22 protein-coding genes are annotated in these 19,948 nt (G+C 58.0%); 10 read left to right on the top strand and 12 right to left on the bottom strand.

The window, feature by feature from the left end; translation table 11 throughout:
* Window positions 1-156: 156 nt before the first annotated feature.
* Window positions 157-1,140 carry an acrylyl-CoA reductase (NADPH) gene (gene acuI / locus AB4N73_RS09610; protein ID WP_310216300.1) on the top strand — a complete coding sequence of 328 codons (984 nt, stop codon included), beginning with the start codon at window positions 157-159 and terminating at the stop codon, window positions 1,138-1,140.
* Here the strand turns inward: acuI and ada are convergent.
* The 4 genes from ada to AB4N73_RS09590 all read right to left on the bottom strand — a co-directional run bounded on the left by ada (window position 1,130) and on the right by AB4N73_RS09590 (window position 3,453).
* Entirely contained in the window at window positions 1,130-2,191 is a 1,062-nt protein-coding gene (gene ada, locus AB4N73_RS09605) for a bifunctional DNA-binding transcriptional regulator/O6-methylguanine-DNA methyltransferase Ada (RefSeq protein ID WP_460143335.1), read from the bottom strand. The two genes, acuI and ada, sit on opposite strands and share 11 nt — an antisense overlap.
* A gap of 80 nt (window positions 2,192-2,271) precedes the next feature.
* Window positions 2,272-2,943 (bottom strand): DNA oxidative demethylase AlkB, encoded by a 672-nt coding sequence (gene alkB / locus AB4N73_RS09600; RefSeq protein ID WP_460143334.1) that lies wholly within the window; start codon window positions 2,941-2,943, stop codon window positions 2,272-2,274.
* 8 nt (window positions 2,944-2,951) lie between these two features.
* Complete coding sequence (locus tag AB4N73_RS09595) at window positions 2,952-3,122, bottom strand: hypothetical protein (RefSeq protein ID WP_016774926.1); 171 nt, start codon at window positions 3,120-3,122, stop codon at window positions 2,952-2,954.
* Window positions 3,123-3,150: 28 nt separating this feature from the next.
* The gene (locus tag AB4N73_RS09590) at window positions 3,151-3,453 is read right to left on the bottom strand and encodes a DUF1883 domain-containing protein (RefSeq protein ID WP_007912251.1); all 303 of its coding nucleotides are present in this window, start codon (window positions 3,451-3,453) and stop codon (window positions 3,151-3,153) included.
* A 211-nt stretch (window positions 3,454-3,664) separates the two neighbouring features.
* On the opposite strand from AB4N73_RS09590, the gene AB4N73_RS09585 reads away from it, so the two are divergent.
* Window positions 3,665-4,021, top strand: coding sequence for a hypothetical protein (locus AB4N73_RS09585; RefSeq protein WP_016774925.1), 357 nt, complete (start codon window positions 3,665-3,667; stop codon window positions 4,019-4,021).
* 72 nt (window positions 4,022-4,093) lie between these two features.
* A complete protein-coding gene (locus tag AB4N73_RS09580) occupies window positions 4,094-4,324 on the top strand; it encodes a hypothetical protein (RefSeq protein ID WP_016774924.1) in 231 nt (76 codons plus the stop codon).
* 3 nt (window positions 4,325-4,327) lie between these two features.
* Here the strand turns inward: AB4N73_RS09580 and AB4N73_RS09575 are convergent, their stop codons facing one another.
* Both AB4N73_RS09575 and AB4N73_RS09570 read right to left on the bottom strand, forming a co-directional pair.
* Window positions 4,328-4,615, bottom strand: coding sequence for a hypothetical protein (locus tag AB4N73_RS09575; RefSeq protein WP_016774923.1), 288 nt, complete (start codon window positions 4,613-4,615; stop codon window positions 4,328-4,330).
* Window positions 4,616-4,755: 140 nt separating this feature from the next.
* On the bottom strand, window positions 4,756-4,941 hold the full coding sequence (locus AB4N73_RS09570; RefSeq protein WP_016774922.1) for a hypothetical protein: 186 nt from the start codon (window positions 4,939-4,941) through the stop codon (window positions 4,756-4,758).
* A gap of 258 nt (window positions 4,942-5,199) precedes the next feature.
* On the opposite strand from AB4N73_RS09570, the gene galU reads away from it, so the two are divergent.
* Both galU and gorA read left to right on the top strand, forming a co-directional pair.
* Window positions 5,200-6,039, top strand: coding sequence for a UTP--glucose-1-phosphate uridylyltransferase GalU (gene galU, locus AB4N73_RS09565; RefSeq protein WP_024013124.1), 840 nt, complete (start codon window positions 5,200-5,202; stop codon window positions 6,037-6,039).
* Window positions 6,040-6,168: 129 nt separating this feature from the next.
* A complete protein-coding gene (gene gorA, locus AB4N73_RS09560; protein ID WP_056789635.1) occupies window positions 6,169-7,527 on the top strand; it encodes a glutathione-disulfide reductase in 1,359 nt (452 codons plus the stop codon).
* Here the strand turns inward: gorA and AB4N73_RS09555 are convergent.
* The gene (locus tag AB4N73_RS09555) at window positions 7,524-8,540 is read right to left on the bottom strand and encodes a DNA-binding protein (protein WP_310216290.1); all 1,017 of its coding nucleotides are present in this window, start codon (window positions 8,538-8,540) and stop codon (window positions 7,524-7,526) included. The genes gorA and AB4N73_RS09555 overlap by 4 nt on opposite strands.
* Window positions 8,541-8,717: 177 nt before the next feature.
* Here AB4N73_RS09555 and AB4N73_RS09550 point away from each other — a divergent pair, with 177 nt between their 5' ends.
* From AB4N73_RS09550 to ahpF, 3 genes are all read left to right on the top strand, one after another.
* A complete protein-coding gene (locus AB4N73_RS09550; protein WP_150635134.1) occupies window positions 8,718-9,656 on the top strand; it encodes a site-specific integrase in 939 nt (312 codons plus the stop codon).
* Window positions 9,657-9,793: 137 nt separating this feature from the next.
* Window positions 9,794-10,357: an alkyl hydroperoxide reductase subunit C gene (gene ahpC / locus AB4N73_RS09545; RefSeq protein WP_236169081.1), complete on the top strand. Its 564-nt coding sequence runs from the start codon at window positions 9,794-9,796 to the stop codon at window positions 10,355-10,357.
* A 124-nt stretch (window positions 10,358-10,481) separates the two neighbouring features.
* A complete protein-coding gene (gene ahpF / locus AB4N73_RS09540) occupies window positions 10,482-12,044 on the top strand; it encodes an alkyl hydroperoxide reductase subunit F (RefSeq protein WP_460143333.1) in 1,563 nt (520 codons plus the stop codon).
* 251 nt (window positions 12,045-12,295) lie between these two features.
* Here the strand turns inward: ahpF and gloA are convergent, their stop codons facing one another.
* On the bottom strand, window positions 12,296-12,817 hold the full coding sequence (gene gloA, locus AB4N73_RS09535) for a lactoylglutathione lyase (protein WP_039762746.1): 522 nt from the start codon (window positions 12,815-12,817) through the stop codon (window positions 12,296-12,298).
* 137 nt (window positions 12,818-12,954) lie between these two features.
* Between gloA and AB4N73_RS09530 the strand changes: the two genes are divergently transcribed.
* Window positions 12,955-13,473 (top strand): DUF4946 domain-containing protein, encoded by a 519-nt coding sequence (locus AB4N73_RS09530; RefSeq protein WP_095180140.1) that lies wholly within the window; start codon window positions 12,955-12,957, stop codon window positions 13,471-13,473.
* Between the two features lie 215 nt (window positions 13,474-13,688).
* Here the strand turns inward: AB4N73_RS09530 and AB4N73_RS09525 are convergent, their stop codons facing one another.
* Entirely contained in the window at window positions 13,689-14,054 is a 366-nt protein-coding gene (locus AB4N73_RS09525) for a histone-like nucleoid-structuring protein, MvaT/MvaU family (protein WP_041480175.1), read from the bottom strand.
* Between the two features lie 227 nt (window positions 14,055-14,281).
* Window positions 14,282-15,817, bottom strand: coding sequence for an EAL domain-containing protein (locus tag AB4N73_RS09520; protein WP_460143332.1), 1,536 nt, complete (start codon window positions 15,815-15,817; stop codon window positions 14,282-14,284).
* Window positions 15,818-16,168: 351 nt separating this feature from the next.
* Here AB4N73_RS09520 and hppD point away from each other — a divergent pair, with 351 nt between their 5' ends.
* Window positions 16,169-17,245 (top strand): 4-hydroxyphenylpyruvate dioxygenase, encoded by a 1,077-nt coding sequence (gene hppD, locus AB4N73_RS09515; protein ID WP_016774910.1) that lies wholly within the window; start codon window positions 16,169-16,171, stop codon window positions 17,243-17,245.
* Between the two features lie 173 nt (window positions 17,246-17,418).
* Here the strand turns inward: hppD and rarD are convergent, their stop codons facing one another.
* Together rarD and AB4N73_RS09505 are read right to left on the bottom strand one after the other, a co-directional pair.
* Window positions 17,419-18,300, bottom strand: coding sequence for an EamA family transporter RarD (gene rarD / locus AB4N73_RS09510; RefSeq protein WP_460143331.1), 882 nt, complete (start codon window positions 18,298-18,300; stop codon window positions 17,419-17,421).
* Window positions 18,301-18,593: 293 nt separating this feature from the next.
* A complete protein-coding gene (locus AB4N73_RS09505; RefSeq protein WP_460143330.1) occupies window positions 18,594-19,904 on the bottom strand; it encodes an MFS transporter in 1,311 nt (436 codons plus the stop codon).
* Window positions 19,905-19,948: the final 44 nt, after the last annotated feature.

Here is a 19,948-nt window from a genome sequence, read left to right as displayed (position 1 = left end):
CAGCAAAACCGGTTGCGGGGCCAGTCTGAAATTCTGAACATTACGTGCAGTTTTTCAGCGTCGGTGTGGGTGGCTTAGCGAAAGTCGAGTGTGGCAATGTGTTGCGATGTGTTATTTCAGGGCACGCTTTCTTCCCATTATTTTCGAGGGGCCGACATGTTCAACGCCATCCTGATCGACAAAGATGACAGCGGTTATCGCGCCAATCTGCAGCAAATCGATGAGCAGCAACTGCCCGAAGGCAACGTCAGCGTGAACGTCGCGTACAGCACGCTGAATTTCAAGGACGGCCTGGCGATTACCGGCAGCAGCCCGGTGGTGCGCAAGTTTCCCATGGTGCCGGGGATCGATCTGGCGGGGACTGTCGAATCCAGTTCGCATGCCGATTTCAAGGCGGGCGATCGGGTGCTGCTCAACGGTTGGGGCGTCGGTGAGAGCCACTGGGGCGGGCTGGCGCAAAAGGCTCGGCTCAATGGTGACTGGCTTATTCCGTTGCCCGAAGCTTTCACGCCGGCGCAAGCCATGGCCATCGGCACCGCAGGTTACACGGCAATGCTGTGCATTCTGGCGCTGGAGCGCCATGGCCTGACACCGGATCACGGCGAAGTGCTGGTCACCGGCGCCAATGGCGGGGTCGGCAGCTTTGCCATCGCCTTGCTCAGCAAGTTGGGCTACCGCGTGGTGGCATCCACCGGCCGTGTATCCGAGCATGAATACCTGCAGCAATTGGGTGCTGCCGACATCATCGATCGAGCCACCTTGTCCGAACCGGGCAAGCCGTTGGCGAAAGAGCGCTGGGCGGCGGTGGTCGATTCGGTCGGTAGTCATACGCTGGCGAATGCTTGCGCCAGCACACGCTCGGAAGGCGTGGTCGCGGCATGCGGGTTGGCGCAAGGCATGGATTTCCTGGCCTCGGTAGCACCGTTCATTCTGCGCGGCGTAACGCTGGCCGGGATCAACAGCGTGACCCAGCCCAAGGCGCGCCGTATCGAGGCCTGGGGCCGACTGGCCAAGGATCTGGATTTCTCGTTATTGCAATTGATCAGTCACGAAATCAGCTTGAGCGAAGCCCTTGAGGCCGCGCCCAGATTACTCGCCGGGCAACTGCGGGGCAGGGTGGTGGTCGACGTCAATCGTTGAGTTCGCGCTCAAGCAGTTGGCGTTTGCGCTCGACGCCCCAGCGGTAGCCGGAAAGATTGCCGTCACTGCGCACCACGCGGTGGCAGGGAATCGCCACCGCCAAACGGTTGGCCCCGCAAGCCTGGGCCACCGCACGCATCGAAGTCGGCGCGCCGATGCGTTGCGCGATCTCGGCGTAACTGGCCGTGCTGCCTGGCGGGATCTCGCGCAGCGCCTGCCAGACGCGCTCCTGAAACGCTGTGCCGCGTATATCCAGCGGCAATTTCAGGCCCGTCGCGGGCGCTTCGACAAAGCCGACGACGCTGGCGATCAACTGTTCAAATTCGCGGTCGGCGCCGATCAGGTTGGCCTTGCGAAACTGATCCTGCAGGTTGCAGACCAGCTGATGCGGATCGTCGCCGAGCAGAATCGCGCAGATCCCACGTTCGCTTTGCGCCACCAGAATCGCCCCCAGCGAGCATTGGCCAACGGCAAAGCGAATGTCGTTGTTCTGCCCGGCGGCGCGGTAATCGGTGGGCTTCATGCCCAGCAGTTGATGGGCTGATTCGTAAAAGCGGCTGTTGGAATTGAAGCCAGCGTCATACAGCGCGTCGGTCACCGAGCCGCCGTCCGCCAGGCGCGCACGCAGTTTGCGTGAGCGATGCGCCGTGGCGTAAGCCTTGGGCGTCAGGCCGGTCGCGGCTTTGAATAGCCGGTGGAAATGAAAAGGGCTGAGGCCAGCGGTGGCCGCGAGGCTGTTGAGCGCCGGCAGCGTCTCACAGGTCTCGATCTGCCGACAGGCTGCAGCCACGATCGCTGCATGCTGCGCATCACTCTGATCCTTGCTGGCGCGTTTGCTTGGCCGATACCCGGCAGCTTCGGCCAGTTCGGCGCTGTCGAAAAACTCGACGTTCTGCGGTTTCGGCAGGCGCGCCAGACTGCTCGGCCGGCAGTAGATGCCAGTGGTTTTGACCGCATAGACAAATTGCCCGTCGGCACGCGGATCGCGCGCCACCACAGCGGCCCAGCGGGGATCGTGTTCAATGCTGATTGTCTTCGAAAGCTTGTCCATGAGAGGGAATCCGTTGACCTGTTTGATTCAGGTTAACCAGCATCGTAACCCGCAACACTCCGCGCCTTGCGGTCAAACTTTTATTGAGCGCCCGCGACGCGGAAGGTGATGTTGATGCGCCGCTCGCCCAAGAGCGGGTGACGGCCAGGTTTGATTGGCAGCACGCCGTGATAGCGCAGGCGGTCCACGCCGCCCCAGACCACCATGTCGCCATGCAACAGCGGAATGCGCTGGGTTTTATCGCTGCGTTCGAAGCCGCCGAACAGAAACATTGCCGGCAAACCTAGCGACAGCGAAACGATGGGCGCGGCATAACCTTTTTCGTCTTTGTCCTGATGCAGCGACATCTTGGCGCCGGGGACGTACTGGTTGATCAGGCAGGAGTCGGCTTGAAAATCCGTAAACCCGGCGCGTTCCGCCGCCTCGTGCGCCAGATCGGCAAACACCGCCGGCATCGACGGCCACGGCAAGCCGCTGAGTGGATCGACGCTGGAATAGCGGTAACCGCTGCGATCGGTGATCCAGCCCAGCTGTCCGCAACTGCTGGTGCCGACCGACATGCTGAAACCGCCGGGCGTGACCATGTGGCGTAGCGGGGCGGCGGCAAGAATGGCGTCGAGCCCGGTCAGCAGTTGCTCGACCTGCGGCAAGGCGAACCCGCGCAGCACCCACGATTGTTCGCCGATCTGCTCGGCGCGGGCTTGCTGTAGGGGTTCGTTGTCGGCGAACAGGTCAAACGTGGTCGGTTGCATGGTGTTGGTTACAGCGCTTTGCTGACCTTGATGTCACTGAGCTCTTCGTCAGCGTGCATTTTCTTCAGCGCCGCCTTCGCTTCCTCGTCAGTGCCGGTTTCTAGTTCAGCGAATTCGAAACGCTGTTCACCGTCCAGTTTGTACTTGATCACGTATTTGGTTTTTTGCGCCACGGTCATGTTTCCCTTTCAGAATAGGCTGCGCGTCTCAGCTCAGTTTAGTGCTGGAGCGACGGATGATCTTGATCGAGTGGGTCAGCGTCGGCTTGCGCGTCACGCTGATTGCGCGGCGGTTGACGGTGTCGATGGTGATGTTCCAGAAGCCGGTGCTCGGTGCAGTGATGCGTGCCGGGAACGTGTCGAACGCGCCGCCGTGGTAGGTGTGACGGCCGCCGTTTTTGAAGCTGCGGAAGTTGGCGTCGTTCATCAAACGGATGTTGCACATCTGCGAGCATTGAATGACGACGATGTCGTCTTCGTTGAGGTGCTCGCGCTGGTGAATGAATTTCATGGGCGCCTCCAGAAGGGCTTTTTCTACTAAATCAAAACGATAGCTTGTCGATGGGCGCAGTTTATCAGCCCGCACGGGTTATTATCTGGCCGTCGGGCGTTGCTTTGACAAATTTTGAACAGAACTTCGCCATGGCGGGCGGGTTAAATGCACAAGGCCCCGGAGAAAAGCGGCATTTGTGCTGTCGGACGGTCTTTAACGGAGGATTTATATGAAGTGGGGTGTGGTGTGTGTGCCGTTGATTCTGGCGATGGCCGGTTGTGCAAATGTTTCCGAAATCAATGAAACGCTGCCAACCATGAGCGTGATCTCCGGCAAAAAGCCCCAGGAGTATGCGCAGTGTCTGACCGACAAGCTCGCTGACAGTCGTGGTGCGTTGCAAGTCCAGCCGCAGAAAGACGGTGTACGAGTCATCGTTCCCGGCAAACTTTCGTCAGGCCCGGCAGCCGTGTTTGATATCGAAGATCGCGCCGGCGGCAGCAGCATCAAGCTGCATGAGCGCATGTCCAACGTGCCGGTTCGCCCTCGCGATGTACAGAAAGCTGCGAACGCCTGTATTTCCGGCTGATAGACTATCGAACATCAGCACCCGATGCCGTCACAGTCCTGCTGTGGCGGCATTGTCATTTATGGAGTCGCAATGAAGCGAGAGCACGTGCGGGAGCGCCACGCAGAGGGCCTTATCTCTGCCACTCATGTCATCCAGAACCCGGCGAATCCGGGTGAATGGATCGTGTTTTTCAAGAAGAGTGCAGGGCGCAGCTACTTTTTGGTGGATGACAATGATGAAGTCGAGTCCTTCAATCGGCTCGACGACCTGATCGAGGTCGTCCGTGGCCTCGGGATCAAATTCGCCGAAATCCACATGTAAGGCTTACTTGCAGACGACCACGACGTTGCGCGTCTTGTAGTTGCCAACGTCAACGCCCAGGGTTTTGTCATCTTCCTTGGGCGCCGGTGTGCCATCAGTGCCGACGATGCGATAGCCGGTGCCGGCGCAGGATGCATCGGCCTTTTCGTAGCACATGGCCCATGAGTTGGCTTCGCCGGAACAGTCGATGCTCAGACCCTGTTCGCCATTGTTCAGATAGGTGGGCTGCGAAGTGGCACAGCCGCTCAGTACCAATACCGCGAAAAGCGGCTGCAGTTTGTTCAGGTTCATGGTTGCGAGGTCTTCAAGTGGGGGACTGGTTGCTCTGACAGCGCCGCGATGAAAAGGTTATAGCGATTGGCCACTTGTTTGCCAACAAAGCACAAAAAAGCCCTGCATGCTGGCAGGGCTTGGCGCAAGTGCTAAAAGGATCAGTCCTGATCTTTGCCTCGGCGCTTGGAAGAAGCAGGCGTATCAGTGAACACCGAGGCCACATCTGTCGCCATCTGCTCGCTGTCGAAAGGCCCGGCGATATGTTCGCCATTGGTAGTGGTCAGCGTCCACTTGCCGTCTTTCTTGTCGATCACATACCCGTTGATGATTTTTACCGCAGCCATCTAGTCTGTCTCATTCGCTGGTTCAAAGGCGCCATGATAGCGGCAAATGCTCGCAATGGGGGCTGATAAGCGTATGGTGATCCTGTTTGCCCGGATCTTGAGCTACGCTGACTCCGCCGCTGAAATACCCGGATGGAACTATCCGCGCGAATATTTCTCTATGTTGGCATCGGTTAGCCAGCGCGGGGCATTGTAAGGCGCACGCCGCCTGATTAGACTGCCCCGAAACTCGTACACACAGCCTTTTCAAGGACTTATATGATCAAGAAATGCTTGTTTCCAGCAGCCGGTTACGGCACTCGCTTCCTCCCAGCGACCAAAGCCATGCCTAAAGAAATGCTGCCGGTGGTAAACAAGCCACTGATCCAGTACGGCGTTGAAGAAGCACTGGACGCGGGCCTGACTGAGATTTCCATCGTCACCGGCCGTGGCAAGCGTGCTCTGGAAGACCACTTCGACATCAGTTACGAGCTGGAAAACCAGATCAAGGGCACCGACAAGGAAAAATACCTGGTCGGTATCCGCAAGCTGTTGGACGAGTGCTCGTTCTCCTACACCCGTCAGACCGAAATGAAAGGTCTGGGCCACGCAATCCTGACTGGCCGCCCACTGATCGGTGACGAACCGTTCGCCGTGGTCCTGGCGGATGACCTTTGCGTCAACATCGACGGCGACGGCGTACTGACCCAGATGGTCAAGCTGTACAAGCAGTTCCGCTGCTCGATCGTCGCGATCCAGGAAGTCGATCCGCAGGAAACCAACAAGTACGGTGTCATCGCTGGCGAAATGATCCGCGACGACATCTACCGCGTGCACAGCATGGTCGAGAAGCCAAAGCCGGAAGACGCGCCGTCGAACCTGGCGATCATCGGTCGTTACATCCTGACCCCGGACATCTTCGACCTGATCGAACAGACCGAGCCGGGCAAGGGCGGCGAAATCCAGATCACCGACGCCCTGATGAAGCAGGCCCAGAACGGCTGCGTCATGGCCTACAAGTTCAAGGGCAAGCGTTTCGACTGCGGTGGTGCTGAAGGCTACATCGACGCGACCAACTTCTGCTTCGAAAATTTCTACAAGACTGGCAAGGCTTACTAATAGTCTTCGCCTCGTCTGCAAAAGAAAGCCACCTTCGGGTGGCTTTTTCATTTTCCGCCCTTATATGGATGGCAGTGCTTGCCCAATGAATGGCTGCGGGTATGCTGATGGCCTGCCGAGGAGATAGAAATGGCCTACGATTTTGACCTTTATGTGATTGGTGCCGGTTCCGGCGGTGTGCGGGCTGCGCGGTTTGCCGCAGGCTTCGGGGCGAAAGTGGCGGTGGCCGAAAGCCGTTACCTGGGCGGCACCTGCGTCAACGTCGGCTGCGTGCCGAAAAAGCTGTTGGTCTACGGCGCGCACTTTGCCGAGGACTTCGAGCAGGCGTCCGGTTTCGGCTGGAACCTGGGCGAAGCCAACTTCGACTGGGCCACGCTGATCGCCAACAAGGATCGCGAGATCAATCGCCTTAACGGCATTTATCGCAATCTGCTGGTCAACAGCGGCGTGACCCTGCACGAGGCGCACGCGAAAATCGTCGGGCCGCACGAGGTCGAGGTTAATGGCGAGCGCTTCACCGCAAAGCACATTCTGATCGCCACCGGCGGCTGGCCGCAGATCCCTGAAATTCCGGGGCATGAGCATGCGATCGGTTCGAATGAAGCGTTCTTCCTCAAAGAGCTGCCCAAGCGTGTGCTGGTGGTCGGCGGCGGTTATATTGCCGTCGAGTTCGCCGGAATTTTCCATGGCCTCGGCGCCAACACCACGCTGCTGTATCGCGGCGATCTGTTCCTGCGCGGCTTCGACGGTGCGGTGCGCAAGCATCTGCAAGAGGAGTTGACCAAGCGTGGCCTCGATCTGCAATTCAATGCCGACATTGCGCGCATCGACAAGCAGGCCGACGGTAGCTTGAAGGCGACGCTCAAGGATGGTCGCGTACTCGAAGCCGACTGCGTGTTCTACGCCACCGGCCGCCGTCCGATGCTGGACAATCTGGGCCTGGAAAACACCGATGTGCAGCTCGACGACAAGGGCTTTATCAAAGTCGACGACGAGTATCAAACCACCGAGCCGTCGATTCTGGCGCTGGGCGACGTCATTGGTCGCGTGCAGCTGACACCGGTCGCGCTCGCTGAAGGCATGGCCGTGGCGCGGCGTCTGTTCAAGCCGGAGCAATACCGTCCGGTGGACTACAAGATGATTCCGACCGCCGTGTTCAGCCTGCCGAACATCGGTACGGTCGGTTTGAGCGAAGAAGAAGCGCGCGAATGCGGCCACGAGGTGGTTATTTTCGAGAGTCGCTTCCGGCCGATGAAGCTGACCCTGACTGACTGCCAGGAGAAAACCCTGATGAAGTTGGTGGTCGACGCCAAAACCGACAGGGTGCTTGGCTGCCACATGGTCGGCCCGGACGCTGGCGAGATCGTGCAAGGTCTGGCGATCGCCTTGAAGGCCGGCGCGACCAAGCGCGACTTCGACGACACCATCGGGGTGCACCCGACGGCCGCCGAAGAGTTCGTCACCATGCGTACGCCGGTCAGCGCTTAAGCGTCTGTCGCTTTGGCCGAGTCTGGCGCTGCCGCAACGGTAGCCGCCAGACGCTGGCTGTCTTCAAGGCTTGCCTGAACCTTGAGCAATTCCTTTTCCAATGACTGATTGAGCTGCGTTTGTTCGTCGACGCTCTGCTTGAGCGCTTGGCTTTCCAGTGCCGCCACGCGCAGACGTTCCTGGAGGAGGGTGCGCTCGCTGTCCATGCGCGTGGCCTGCTCGAGCAACTGATCCTGACGCTGATTGCTGTGCTTGAGCTGATCCTGCACAAGATTCAGCTCGCGCTGGGTGCCACGGTTTTCGGTAAGCAGGCGTTCGTTGTCGCGGTGCAACTGCGTGATCTCGTCCTGGCGCACCAACGCGCTCTGCTGGGCTTGACGCAATTCTGCCTGTATCTGCTGAAGTTGCCCTTCATGGCGGGCCTGCTCCTGCTCGCGCTGTTCCTTGGTGGCGTTACGGTAATGCTCAAGCGCATCGCGGGCGTGCAGGTGTTTTTCTTCCAGTGAGCGGATCTGTTCGTCCTTGTCCTGCAAGCGCAATTCAAAGTCGGCCAATGCCTGGTTGAGGCCGGCGTTGCGCGTCTGTTCGGTTTGCAGCATCGAGCGGGTGTTGCTCAGCGCTTCGGATTCGCGTTGCAGCGCGGCGCCTTGAATCTCGTGGTCGTGCTCGAGTTTTTCCAGCGCCTGGCGAACCTGTTTCAGTTCGGTTTCCAGTGCTTCGCGTTGCTCCTCGAACTGTTCGCGGGCTTGCTCAATGGGCTCCTGCGCCTGTTCTTTCAGACGCTGGGCGAGTCGAGAGACGAGGGCGGTGAGCTCATCATCGATCGGTTCTGCCGACGCCTCATTCGGCTGGGCACCGTCGTCCAGTTCTTTCAGATAGCGATGGATCGTGGTTTTCGAGCCGGTGTTGCCCATTTCAATGCGTACTGCATCGATGCTTGGGTGTTCGCCGCGAGCCAGGATCGCTGTGCGTGCGATTTGCACCAGTGCTTTGGTAATGCCGCCACGGGCCATGTGAACTCCTACGTTTACGTACTGTGGTACATGCCACTGAAGTACACAGTGTACCATGCTGAAAATATAGGTAAATCGTTAAGGTAAAACAGGCGGGATATACTGGTATTACCCAATGTCAGGGGGCAAAATGCGCATCTGCATGCCTGAACCCGTACGCCAGCGAGAAAACTGCCCATGAGCGACATTGATCGATATCTGCAAGCCGCCACCCGGGACAACACTCGCCGCAGCTATCGCATGGCGATCGAGCACTTCGAGGTGACGTGGGGCGGATTTCTGCCGGCTACTGCCGACAGCGTTGCGCGCTATCTGGTGGCGCACGCTGGCGTGCTATCGATCAACACGCTGAAGCTGCGTCTGTCGGCGCTGGCGCAGTGGCACAACAGTCAGGGTTTTGCCGATCCGACCAAGGCGCCAGTGGTGCGCAAGGTGTTCAAGGGCATTCGCGCTTTGCACCCGGCGCAGGAAAAACAGGCTGAGCCGCTGCAATTGCAGGATCTGCAGCGCGTGATCGATTGGCTTGAACAGGAGGCGCAGACGGCCCGGGAAGAACAGGACCGCCCGACCTTGCTCAAGGCGTATCGGGATCGCGCGCTGATTCTGTTGGGCTTCTGGCGCGGCTTTCGCAGCGACGAATTGTGCCGTTTGCAAATCGAGCATGTGCAGGCGAGCGCTGGCAAGGGCATCACTCTGTATCTGCCGCGCAGCAAGGGCGACCGGGAGAACCTCGGGCAGACCTACCAGGCCCCGGCGCTGCTGAAGCTGTGCCCGGTGCAGGCCTATATCGATTGGATTACAGAGGCTGCGCTGGTACGCGGCGCGGTGTTCCGCAGCATTGATCGCTGGGGCAATCTGAGCGAAGAGGGCCTGCACGCCAACAGCATCATTCCGCTGCTCCGCCAGGCGTTGCAGCGCGCCGGGATTGCCGCCGCCAACTACACCAGCCATTCACTGCGGCGTGGTTTTGCCACATGGGCGCATCAAAGCGGCTGGGACCTGAAATCGCTGATGAGCTACGTTGGCTGGAAGGACATGAAATCCGCCATGCGCTATGTTGAGGTCAGCCCATTCCAGGGAATGGCTCGGATTATGGATAAGCCGGATCAGCCGTAGAGATCGTTTTCTTCTATTAATACAGTCAGCTAATAGCGAAAACAAATCAGCAGTATCAGGTTTGCCAATGAGCCTTCCGTCGAGTGAGTGGGTAGGATTCACCCATCAACTTCATAACCCCTGACGGAGAGTCATCGATGCCTATCATCAACAGCCAAGTAAAACCGTTCAAAGCTACCGCGTTCAAAAACGGCGACTTCGTTCAAGTCTCGGATGCTGACTTGAAAGGCAAGTGGTCCGTAGTGTTCTTCTACCCAGCCGACTTCACCTTCGTGTGCCCAACCGAGCTGGAAGACCTGGCTGACAACTACGCTGAGTTCAAGAAGCTGGGCGTGGAAATCTACAGCGTTTCGACCGACACCCACTTTGCTCACGCTGCCTGGCATAACACTTCGCCAGCCATCGGCAAAATCGAATACACCATGATCGGCGACCCTACCCACATCATCTCCCGCAACTTCGACGTGCTGATCGAAGAAGCTGGTCTGGCTGACCGTGGCACCTTCGTGATCAACCCTGAAGGCCAGATCAAAATCGTTGAACTGAACGATGGCGGCGTTGGCCGTGACGCTTCCGAGCTGCTGCGCAAGATCAAGGCTGCTCAGTACGTCGCTGCACACCCAGGCGAAGTTTGCCCGGCCAAGTGGAAAGAAGGCGAGGCCACTCTGGCTCCGTCGCTGGACCTGGTCGGCAAGATCTAAGTCTGTGCCATGCAACGCAGGGCGGCACGCCGCACCTTCTTAAGTTAGCTGCACCGCCCAATAAAAATGCCCGGGCGAGATTCGCTCGGGCTTTTTTTCGCCTCAAATAAAGGAAATCGCCCGTATGTTGGACGCCAATCTTAAAGCCCAGTTGAAATCGTACCTGGAACGGGTCACCCAACCGATCGAGATCGTTGCATCCCTCGACGACGGTGCGAAATCCCGTGAAATGCTGGACCTGCTGAAAGACGTTGCCAGTCTTTCGAGCCAGATTACTCTGATCGACAGCGGTGACGATGCCCGCAAGCCATCGTTCTCGATCAATCGCCCTGGAGCCGACATCAGTCTGCGTTTCGCCGGTATTCCGATGGGCCACGAATTCACCTCGCTGGTGTTGGCTCTGCTGCAAGTCGGTGGCCACCCGTCGAAGGCCAGCGTTGAAGTCATCGAGCAGATCCGCTCGCTCAAAGGCGAGTTCAGCTTCGAGACTTACTTCTCGCTGTCTTGCCAGAATTGCCCGGACGTCGTTCAGGCGCTGAACCTGATGGCCGTGCTCAACCCGAACATCCGCCACGTCGCCATCGACGGCGCGCTGTTCCAGGACGAAGTCAACGATCGCAAGATCATGGCTGTGCCGAGCATCTACCTCAATGGCGAAAACTTCGGCCAGGGCCGCATGGGCCTGGAGGAAATCCTTGCCAAACTCGACACCGGCGCGATTGAGCGTCAGGCCGAGAAGATCAGCGCCAAAGAAGCCTTTGACGTGCTGGTCGTCGGCGGTGGCCCGGCGGGTGCTTCGGCCGCTATCTACGCCGCGCGTAAAGGCATCCGCACCGGTGTCGCGGCTGAGCGCTTCGGCGGTCAGGTGCTGGATACCATGGCCATCGAGAACTTCATTTCCGTGCAGGAAACCGAAGGGCCGAAACTGGCCACGGCGCTGGAAGAACACGTCAAGCAGTACGACGTCGACATCATGAATCTGCAACGCGCTGACAAGCTGATCCCGGGCAAGAATGGCGAGCTGCATGAAGTCCACTTCGCCAGCGGTGCAACCCTGAAAGCCAGGAGCGTGATTCTCGCGACCGGCGCACGCTGGCGCGAAATGAACGTTCCGGGCGAGCAGGAATACCGCAACAAAGGCGTGGCGTATTGCCCGCACTGCGACGGCCCGCTGTTCAAGGGCAAGCGCGTAGCGGTGATCGGCGGCGGTAACTCCGGCGTTGAAGCGGCGATCGACCTGGCGGGTATCGTGGCGCACGTAACGCTGCTGGAATTCGACGTGCAACTGCGTGCCGACGCCGTGCTGCAGCGCAAGCTGCACAGCCTGCCGAACGTTACCGTGATCACCAGTGCGCAAACCACTGAAGTCACCGGCAATGGCGAGAAGGTCAACGGCCTGCGCTACAAGGACCGCACTACCGATGAACTGCGCACGGTTGAGCTGGAAGGCATTTTCGTGCAAATCGGTCTGCTGCCGAACACCGATTGGCTGAAGGGCACCATCGAGCTGTCGCCGCGTGGCGAGATCATTGTCGACAACCGTGGCGAGACTTCCATTGCGGGGATCTTTGCAGCGGGTGACGTGACGACTGTGCCGTACAAGCAGATCGTGATTGCAGTGGGCGAGGGCGCCAAGGCTTCGCTGAGTGCGTTCGATCACTTGATCCGGACTTCGGCCCCGGCGTAACTGCCAGGTCGAAAACGAAAAAACCCATGAGCGATCATGGGTTTTTTATTGCGCGTGGAAAGCCACCCCTCACCCCAGCCCTCTCCCGAGGGAGAGGGAGCCGACCGAGGTGTCTGAAGTCATCCATCGACCTGAGAGAGCCGGTCGATTATGGATTCACCGCCAATCGTTCAAGTCGGCGTAATTCTCCAACATCCCGCAATCAGTCCCCTCTCCCTCTGGGAGAGGGCTAGGGTAGGGGCTTTCAGCTTTTACAGCGGCGCAGGCTGAATGATCTCGACCCAGTAGCCATCCGGGTCCTTGATGAAGGCCAAGCTCTTCATCCGGCCGTCGGTCAGGCGCTTCTGGAAATCGCAACCCAGCTCTTCAAAGCGTGCACACGCTGCGACGATGTCCGGCACCGAAATGCAGATGTGACCAAAGCCACGGGGATCGGTGTTGCCGTTGTGATAGGCGAAGTCGGCATCGTTTTCGGTACCGTGGTTGTGGGTCAATTCGAGAATGCCTGGAATCGATTTCATCCATTCGGTACGCGCAGCAGCATCGGCCGGGATCTGCGCTTTATCGACCAGCGCAAGGAAGTACAGGCTGAATTCGGCTTCCGGAAAATCACGCTTCTCGACCAGCGAGAAACCCAGGACGCGGGTGTAGAAATCCAGCGACTTGGTGATGTCCTTCACGCGCAGCATGGTGTGGTTGAACACGAAGTTGCGGGTTGCGCTGTCTGGCGTGGCGGTCACGCCGGGGAAAGTGTTCAGTTCGTTGAGGCTCATGGGCCCTCCAATAACAATGGGCGAGTGAATGGGCGCAATGATACGCATGCCGGCCGGCATCGCCAAATGCAAGGCGGGCTTGCCCTGCGCGAGGGCGGGGCTCAGACTTTGCTCTCTACCTTCGAGTGCGTCCGGCAATGATCCGACTGTTCAAATCCGTGTTTGTTTTTTTTGCTTTGTCATTGGCCGTGGTTTTCCCGGCCATGGCCGAACCGAGCATCACCTGGCCAGCGGGCTGGAAGGTTGAAGTGTTGCCGGATACCGCGCCGCCAGTCTCGCGGCAAAGGGCAGTGAAGCTCGATGCCGACGGCAATCAGGTGATGGTGATGGAGTTGACCATGACGCAAGTGGAGGCGGGGCATCAGGTCAATTTGCAAGGCGTGCTGCTGGAGATGCGTAAATCCATCCAGAAGGATTTCTTCCGCAGTGGTTATCAGAGCGTCTGCAACCGAATCCATCCGGCTGCGTTCGGATCATTGACCGGGTTGGAGACGACCTGCACGATCACCGAGAACGGCCGGCACGTATTATCACAAACGCTGGTGGCTGCCGTGGAAACAGACAAGGCTTATGTACTTTCATATGCCGGTCAGGCTGAGGTTTATAAGGCGAGCGCCGACGACATAGAGGCGGCACGTAACAGCCTGAAATTATAAACGTCCGTACTAACTCGCGGTGTTTTGAATGCCGGAAAGGATTAAGCACAAAGTTTGATTCATCGTTTGCAGCAACATCGCGCAGCAAAATGTTTAGCGTGATGACTCAGTAACGTTACACATTTTTCTAACTTGTTCGATGAAAATCATTTCATTTGTTAGATATTGTCAATAAAAAAGCCCTGCATCGCGCAGGGCTTTTTGTTGGCGTCAGATTAACCGCGCAACCATGAATCCACGGTGGCCGCACCGTACTGTTCTTTCCAGGCTTTCAGGCCGCGATGGTTGCCGCCCTTGGTTTCGATCAGCTCGCCAGTGTGCGGGTTCTGGTAAACCTTGACGACGCGGGCGCGGCGGGTCTTCGGCGCTGGGGCAGCCTGCAGACCGGACTTCGCCGGGTTCGGGTCGAGGATGGCGATGATGTCTTTCAGGCCTTTGCCATAGGTTTTCATCAGTCCCTGGAGCTTTTCTTCGAATTCGATTTCTTTCTTGAGCCCGGCGTCATTCTTCAGTGACTCCAGCTGTTTGAGCTGTTCCTGAAGGGCCTTTTCAGCTGCGCGAAATTCAGCGAGTCTGGACAATATCTTTACTCCAATAGTGTGTTTGGCTGATACCAACCGCAAACAAAGCTATAAGCCAAGAGCCTGGAAGCGACTCGGTGATAATTGGCTCACCTGTCAGTCTGGCTCAGGTTGAAAAAATTGTAGTAGTTAATGCGACAAGAGTAAATCCTGATGTTGTCGCCATGTAACAACAATGACTTTTTGTATCAATTTGGTGCGGTTGTTGGACGGGCTATGCTAATGAGTTAACGATCACTTAATGCGCTGATGAAATCTGCTGCCGGCATTGGCTTGGCAAACAAATAGCCTTGCATGAAATCCACCTGATGCTCCGTCAGGTAATCGGCTTGGGCCTGTGTTTCGACACCTTCGGCAACAATGGCCAGATCCAGCTTTGCCGACAGTTCAATGATGGAGTCGAGAATATGTCGTGATAGCGCATCGATGCCGATCATGGCGACAAAGCTCTGATCGATCTTGAGAAAGTCGACCTTGAAGGCGCGCAAGTAGCCGAGGCTTGAGTGGCCAGTACCAAAATCGTCGATCGCGATTTTCACTCCAAGTGCGTGCAATTGCTCAAACAGTTGCAGGGTCATCTCATTCGGTTCGATCAGCTCGCGCTCCGTCAATTCCAGCACCAGTTCGACGCTGCCGGGCGCAAACGCCGCCAGGAGGTCGCGACAGTCTTCGACCAGTTCCAGATCCTTGCAATGGCTGGCAGTGATGTTGATGCCGATATGGAAAGGTTTGGCGAAGACCGCAGAATGCGGTCCCAGCAGGGCGGCAGTCTGTTGCATCAGCGAGCGGGTCATCGGCACGATCAAGCCTGAATGCTCGGCAAATGGAATGAACAGATCCGGGCGTACGAGGCCCTCTTTCGGGTGATTCCAGCGCATCAGCACTTCAGCGCCGGACCACTGCTTGCTGTCACCGTGAACCACCGGCTGGAAATAAGGAATGAATTCCCCGGCCTCGAGTGCGCGAAGCATTTCGTGACTGGGCGAGTTCGAGCGTTTCTGCACGACATGGCCGATGGCGCCCGAGATCACGCCGAAAAATATCAGCAGGCTGAACAACGGCGGGTAGTTGGCCGCCATGTAACGCCAGGTCTCTCCCTCGGGAAAACCCGCCGACACGTTGAAACCGTATCGTTCGGATTCGAGCATGCTATGCGCGACTGGCAAAGCGGGCAGGGGCCCTTGATGCACTCTGCCGTCGGCGGACAGCCAGTTATCGCCCACTTGCAACATCAGTAATGTCTGGCGGCCGATCAGGCGCAGGATGTTGCTCAGGTGATAACCATCAAGCGTGGTCAGCGCGCCGCCACGACCGTCGCTGAGGCGGTAGATCAACAATGCCGTGTCGGGAGTGACGGGATTGCCGTTCATCAACCACAGTTTGCCTTGATGATAGTCCCCGGCATTGACCGCTTCCTTGAACTGCCCGAACAGTGAGCTGCAGTAGAGCGTGTTGTCCCAGACCAGATTGGTCGAGCGCACGAAGGGGCGGCGGGTCACTTGTTCGCGCAGGGCCAGTTTCACGTCTTCGCAATTTTTCCCGGCCAGAGGCAGCAGAACCCGAGCGGCTTCTGCCGTGTTGTCGAGCATCAGATCGAACTGTTGCAACGCTTGTTCGGCCGTTTCCCCGGCACTTTGCTCCAGCGTTCGTTTTGCCTGCATATAAAGAATCCCACTGCCCAGCACGATTGGCAGCAGACCGGTGAGCAAAGTCACGGCGATTCGGGTGCTGCGTTTGCGGCGGGATCGGTGGGTCAGTGGCATGGACACATCCTGTGGTTTAGAAATCCGACCCGATAAACAATTGAGCCAGAGAGGAGAATAGATGGCAGATGGCGCTTGCGCCGTAGGTAAAAAAGCGGATTTTATACAGAGGGCAGACAGGTCTGGTTACGCTGTGTAGAATCGGGTTACGCATACAATAATAATCGTCTTCTGGCAGCAGAAGCCTCGCCCGCAAGAGCCTTGGGTCGACAATGAAGATATTCGGGTTTCAACTGATCTACGGAGACTTCCTCGCGCGCAGCGTGCGTGGCATCTCCTGCGCGCCGCCCTCCACATCACTTTCCTGACAAATAACCCTGGTTAATTGATAAGAAATGATGAGGCGTCACCATGGCAGATTTATACGAAAACCCAATGGGCCTGATGGGCTTTGAATTCATCGAGTTCGCAGCGCCGACTCCTGGCACACTGGAGCCGATCTTCGAGATCATGGGCTTCACCAAAGTCGCGACCCACCGTTCCAAGAACGTGCACCTGTATCGTCAGGGCGCAATCAACCTGATCCTCAATAACGAACCCAACAGCGTCGCCTCGTACTTCGCCGCCGAACACGGCCCGTCCGTTTGCGGCATGGCGTTTCGCGTGAAGGATTCGCAGAAGGCCTATTCCCGCGCACTCGAACTCGGCGCTCAGCCGATTCACATCGAGACCGGTCCGATGGAACTGAACCTGCCGGCAATCAAAGGCATTGGCGGCGCGCCGCTGTACCTGATCGACCGTTTCGGCGAAGGCAGCTCGATCTACGACATCGACTTCGTGTTCATCGAAGGTGTTGATCGCAACCCGGTTGGCGCTGGCCTGAAGATCATCGACCACCTGACCCACAACGTTTATCGCGGTCGCATGGCCTATTGGGCGAACTTCTACGAGAAGCTGTTCAACTTCCGTGAAATCCGTTACTTCGACATCAAAGGCGAGTACACCGGCCTGACCTCGAAGGCCATGACCGCACCGGATGGCATGATCCGCATTCCGCTCAACGAAGAGTCGTCCAAGGGCGCCGGGCAGATCGAAGAGTTCCTGATGCAGTTCAATGGTGAGGGTATCCAGCACGTCGCGTTCCTCACCGACGACCTGATCAAGACCTGGGATCAACTGAAGAAAATCGGCATGCGCTTCATGACCGCGCCGCCGGATACCTACTACGAAATGCTCGAAGGTCGCCTGCCGAATCACGGCGAGCCGGTCGATCAGCTGCAATCGCGCGGCATCCTGCTCGATGGCGCATCGGAGCAGGGCGACAAGCGTCTGCTGCTGCAGATTTTCTCGGAAACCCTGATGGGGCCGGTGTTCTTCGAATTCATCCAGCGCAAGGGCGACGATGGTTTCGGCGAGGGCAACTTCAAGGCCTTGTTCGAATCGATCGAGCGTGACCAGGTGCGTCGTGGTGTGTTGACCACCGAGTAATCTGAAATGAAAAAATCCCGGCCTGCAGAAATGCAGGGCCGGGATTTTTTTGCTTCATACAAAACCTGAGGGAGCGAGCCTGCTCGCGAATGCGGACTTTCATTCAACAGTCATGTTGACTGGTCTGACGACTTCGCGAGCAGGCTCGCTCCCACATTTGTCTTGTGTTGCATTCAAGAGCGGCGTTGGCGCGTCAAGTGTTTGAAGCCCTCGAACACCAGCACCACAACCGCCAGCCAGATCGGGATGTAAGTCAGCCACTCGCCTGACTTGATGCTCTCTCCCAGCAACAACGCCACCGCAAGCAACAGCACCGGTTCGACATAACTCAACAACCCAAACAGACTGAACGGCAGCAAGCGGCTGGCGATGATATACACCACCAGCGCGGACGCACTGATCAGGCCGAGCAGTGGAATCAGCCACATCAGTCCCGGATATTGATCGAACACGGCCAGACCCTGTTCGCCGCCCTGCACAAACCAGTAGGCGACCGGCAGCATCAGGGTCATGTCGACCCACAGGCCACCGAGGTTGTCGGTTTGCAGGTATTTGCGTAGCACGAAATACAGCGGATAACCGACCACGACCACCAGCGTCGCCCAGGAAAATCCGCCAACCTGATACAGCTCGTTCAACACGCCAAGACTGGCGAAAAATACCGCGATTTTCTGCAGGTAAGACAGGCTCTCGCCATAGGCAATCCGCCCGGTCAGCACCATCGCCAGTGGCAACAGGAAATAGCCCAGTGATACATCCAGGCTGTAGTCATTGAGCGGTGCCCACATGAACAGCCACAGCTGAACCCCGAGCAGGGCGGAAGAAACCAGCAGCCCGGCGATCAGCTTCGGCCTGGCGGCCATCAATCGAAGCAGCTCCAGCACCCGCCGCCATTCCCCGGAAACCAGCATGAACACCGTCATGCACGGCACGGTCAGAAGCATGCGCCAGCCGAAGATTTCCACGCCGCTCAGAGGGGTCAGCAGCGACGTGTAGTAATACATGACGGCAAACAGCACGGAGGCTGAAACCGATAGAGCGATACCTTTAGACAAACTGTCCTCGCGACGTGATGGTTGAACGGGGCGCGCAGGATACGTGGTTTTTGTGCTGAATATTGAGCGGATGCTCATTATTTCCCACATCCTGGAGCCAAGCACAAAACCTGTGGGAGCGAGCCTGCTCGCTAAGAGGCCAGCAGATTCAGCATAGATGTTGCGTCGACTGGCGCTATGCATGATTGCACCGCTTAAACGCAAAAAGATCGCAGCCTTCGGCAGCTCCTACAGGGAACGCATTCCAGAGTAGGAGCTGCCGAAGGCTGCGATCTTTTGATCTGCGCGTCTGATTAGGCCCGCAACGTCCGAGTCATCCGCAACGCCAGCAGACTCCCGCCGACGATCACCGCCGCCAGCACGTACAACGCTGCATCCGTCGAACCCGTGCTGTCCTTGACCCAACCCACCAGGTACGGGCTGAGGAACCCGGCCATCTGCCCCATCGAGTTGATCAGCGCCAGCCCACCAGCCGCCGCGCCCGCGCTCAGCATGGCGGTCGGCACCGGCCAGAACATCGGCAGACCGGTCAGTGCGCCCATGGTCGCTATGGTCAGGCCGAGAATCGCAATCGCCGGATTGGCCGCGAAATTCACCGCGATCACCAGCCCGACAGCGCCCATCAGCATCGGCACCACCAAGTGCCAGCGGCGCTCCTTGCGTAAGTCCGCCGAGCGCCCGACGACCAGCATGAACACCGCCGCGAGCAGGTACGGAATCGCACTCAGCCAGCCGATCACCAGGTTGTCGCTGAAGCCGAGGTTCTTGATGATCGACGGCAGCCAGAAGTTGATCGCGTACACGCCGCTCTGGATGCAGAAATAGATCAGGCCGAAGGCCCAGATCGCCGGGTTCTTGAACACCGCGAGCAGCGAGTCGGTCGCGGTTTTCGGTTTGTTGGCGAGGTCTTCGGCGTGGTCGGCTTCAAGCACGGAACGTTCATGGGCGGTCAGCCATTTGGCGTTGGCGAAGCTGTCGCTCAACAGGAAATACGCCAGTGCGCCGAGGATCACCGTCGGAATGCCTTGCAGGAGGAACATCCACTGCCAGCCGGCCAGGCCACCCCGGCCAGCGGCGAAGTGGTTGAGAATCCAGCCGGAAAACGGGCTGCCGAGCAAACCGGAGACCGGGATTGCCGACATGAACAACGCCATGATCCGGCCACGGCGGAAGGTAGGGAACCACTGCGAGAGATACAGCACGACGCCCGGGAAGAACCCGGCTTCAGCGGCACCGGTGAAAAAGCGCAGGGTGTAGAACTCGGTCGGGGTGGTGACGAACAACAGGCAGGTCGACAGCGTGCCCCAGGTGATCATCATCAAGGCAATCCAGCGCCGAGGACCGAAGCGGGTCAGTGCCAGGTTGCTCGGCACGCCGCACAGCACATAACCGATGAAGAAAATCCCGGCGCCGAGGCCGTACACCGTTTCGCTGAATTTCAGTGCGTCAAGCATCTGCAATTTGGCGAAGCCGACGTTGACCCGGTCGAGGTAGTTGAACAGATAGCAGATGAAAATGAAGGGAATCAAACGCAGGGTGATGCGTTTGTAGACGGCGTTTTTACCGTCGTCGATGGTCTGGGTAGCTGCGGCGCTCTGCGACATAGCGGCTCTCTCTTTATTATGATTTTTTGCGATGCAAAGGGTAA

The sequence above is a fragment of the Pseudomonas sp. S3_B08 genome (genome assembly GCF_054667725.1).
The sequence above is the reverse complement of the archived record's forward strand: the minus strand, read 5'-3'. Positions and strand labels throughout refer to the sequence as shown.

Coding starts and splice junctions, on each gene's coding strand:
- AB4N73_RS09595 (WP_016774926.1), bottom strand. CDS start 3,122: ATGACCGTGGCGCAAAAAACCAAATACGTGATCAAGTACAAACTGGAC.
- alkB (WP_460143334.1), bottom strand. CDS start 2,943: ATGCAACCGACCACGTTTGACCTGTTCGCCGACAACGAACCCCTACAG.
- AB4N73_RS09505 (WP_460143330.1), bottom strand. CDS start 19,904: ATGTCGCAGAGCGCCGCAGCTACCCAGACCATCGACGACGGTAAAAAC.
- AB4N73_RS09550 (WP_150635134.1), top strand. CDS start 8,718: ATGAGCGACATTGATCGATATCTGCAAGCCGCCACCCGGGACAACACT.
- gorA (WP_056789635.1), top strand. CDS start 6,169: ATGGCCTACGATTTTGACCTTTATGTGATTGGTGCCGGTTCCGGCGGT.
- hppD (WP_016774910.1), top strand. CDS start 16,169: ATGGCAGATTTATACGAAAACCCAATGGGCCTGATGGGCTTTGAATTC.
- acuI (WP_310216300.1), top strand. CDS start 157: ATGTTCAACGCCATCCTGATCGACAAAGATGACAGCGGTTATCGCGCC.
- AB4N73_RS09580 (WP_016774924.1), top strand. CDS start 4,094: ATGAAGCGAGAGCACGTGCGGGAGCGCCACGCAGAGGGCCTTATCTCT.
- AB4N73_RS09590 (WP_007912251.1), bottom strand. CDS start 3,453: ATGAAATTCATTCACCAGCGCGAGCACCTCAACGAAGACGACATCGTC.
- galU (WP_024013124.1), top strand. CDS start 5,200: ATGATCAAGAAATGCTTGTTTCCAGCAGCCGGTTACGGCACTCGCTTC.
- AB4N73_RS09530 (WP_095180140.1), top strand. CDS start 12,955: ATGATCCGACTGTTCAAATCCGTGTTTGTTTTTTTTGCTTTGTCATTG.
- AB4N73_RS09555 (WP_310216290.1), bottom strand. CDS start 8,540: ATGGCCCGTGGCGGCATTACCAAAGCACTGGTGCAAATCGCACGCACA.
- gloA (WP_039762746.1), bottom strand. CDS start 12,817: ATGAGCCTCAACGAACTGAACACTTTCCCCGGCGTGACCGCCACGCCA.
- ahpF (WP_460143333.1), top strand. CDS start 10,482: ATGTTGGACGCCAATCTTAAAGCCCAGTTGAAATCGTACCTGGAACGG.
- ahpC (WP_236169081.1), top strand. CDS start 9,794: ATGCCTATCATCAACAGCCAAGTAAAACCGTTCAAAGCTACCGCGTTC.
- ada (WP_460143335.1), bottom strand. CDS start 2,191: ATGGACAAGCTTTCGAAGACAATCAGCATTGAACACGATCCCCGCTGG.
- AB4N73_RS09575 (WP_016774923.1), bottom strand. CDS start 4,615: ATGAACCTGAACAAACTGCAGCCGCTTTTCGCGGTATTGGTACTGAGC.
- AB4N73_RS09585 (WP_016774925.1), top strand. CDS start 3,665: ATGAAGTGGGGTGTGGTGTGTGTGCCGTTGATTCTGGCGATGGCCGGT.
- AB4N73_RS09520 (WP_460143332.1), bottom strand. CDS start 15,817: ATGCCACTGACCCACCGATCCCGCCGCAAACGCAGCACCCGAATCGCC.
- AB4N73_RS09570 (WP_016774922.1), bottom strand. CDS start 4,941: ATGGCTGCGGTAAAAATCATCAACGGGTATGTGATCGACAAGAAAGAC.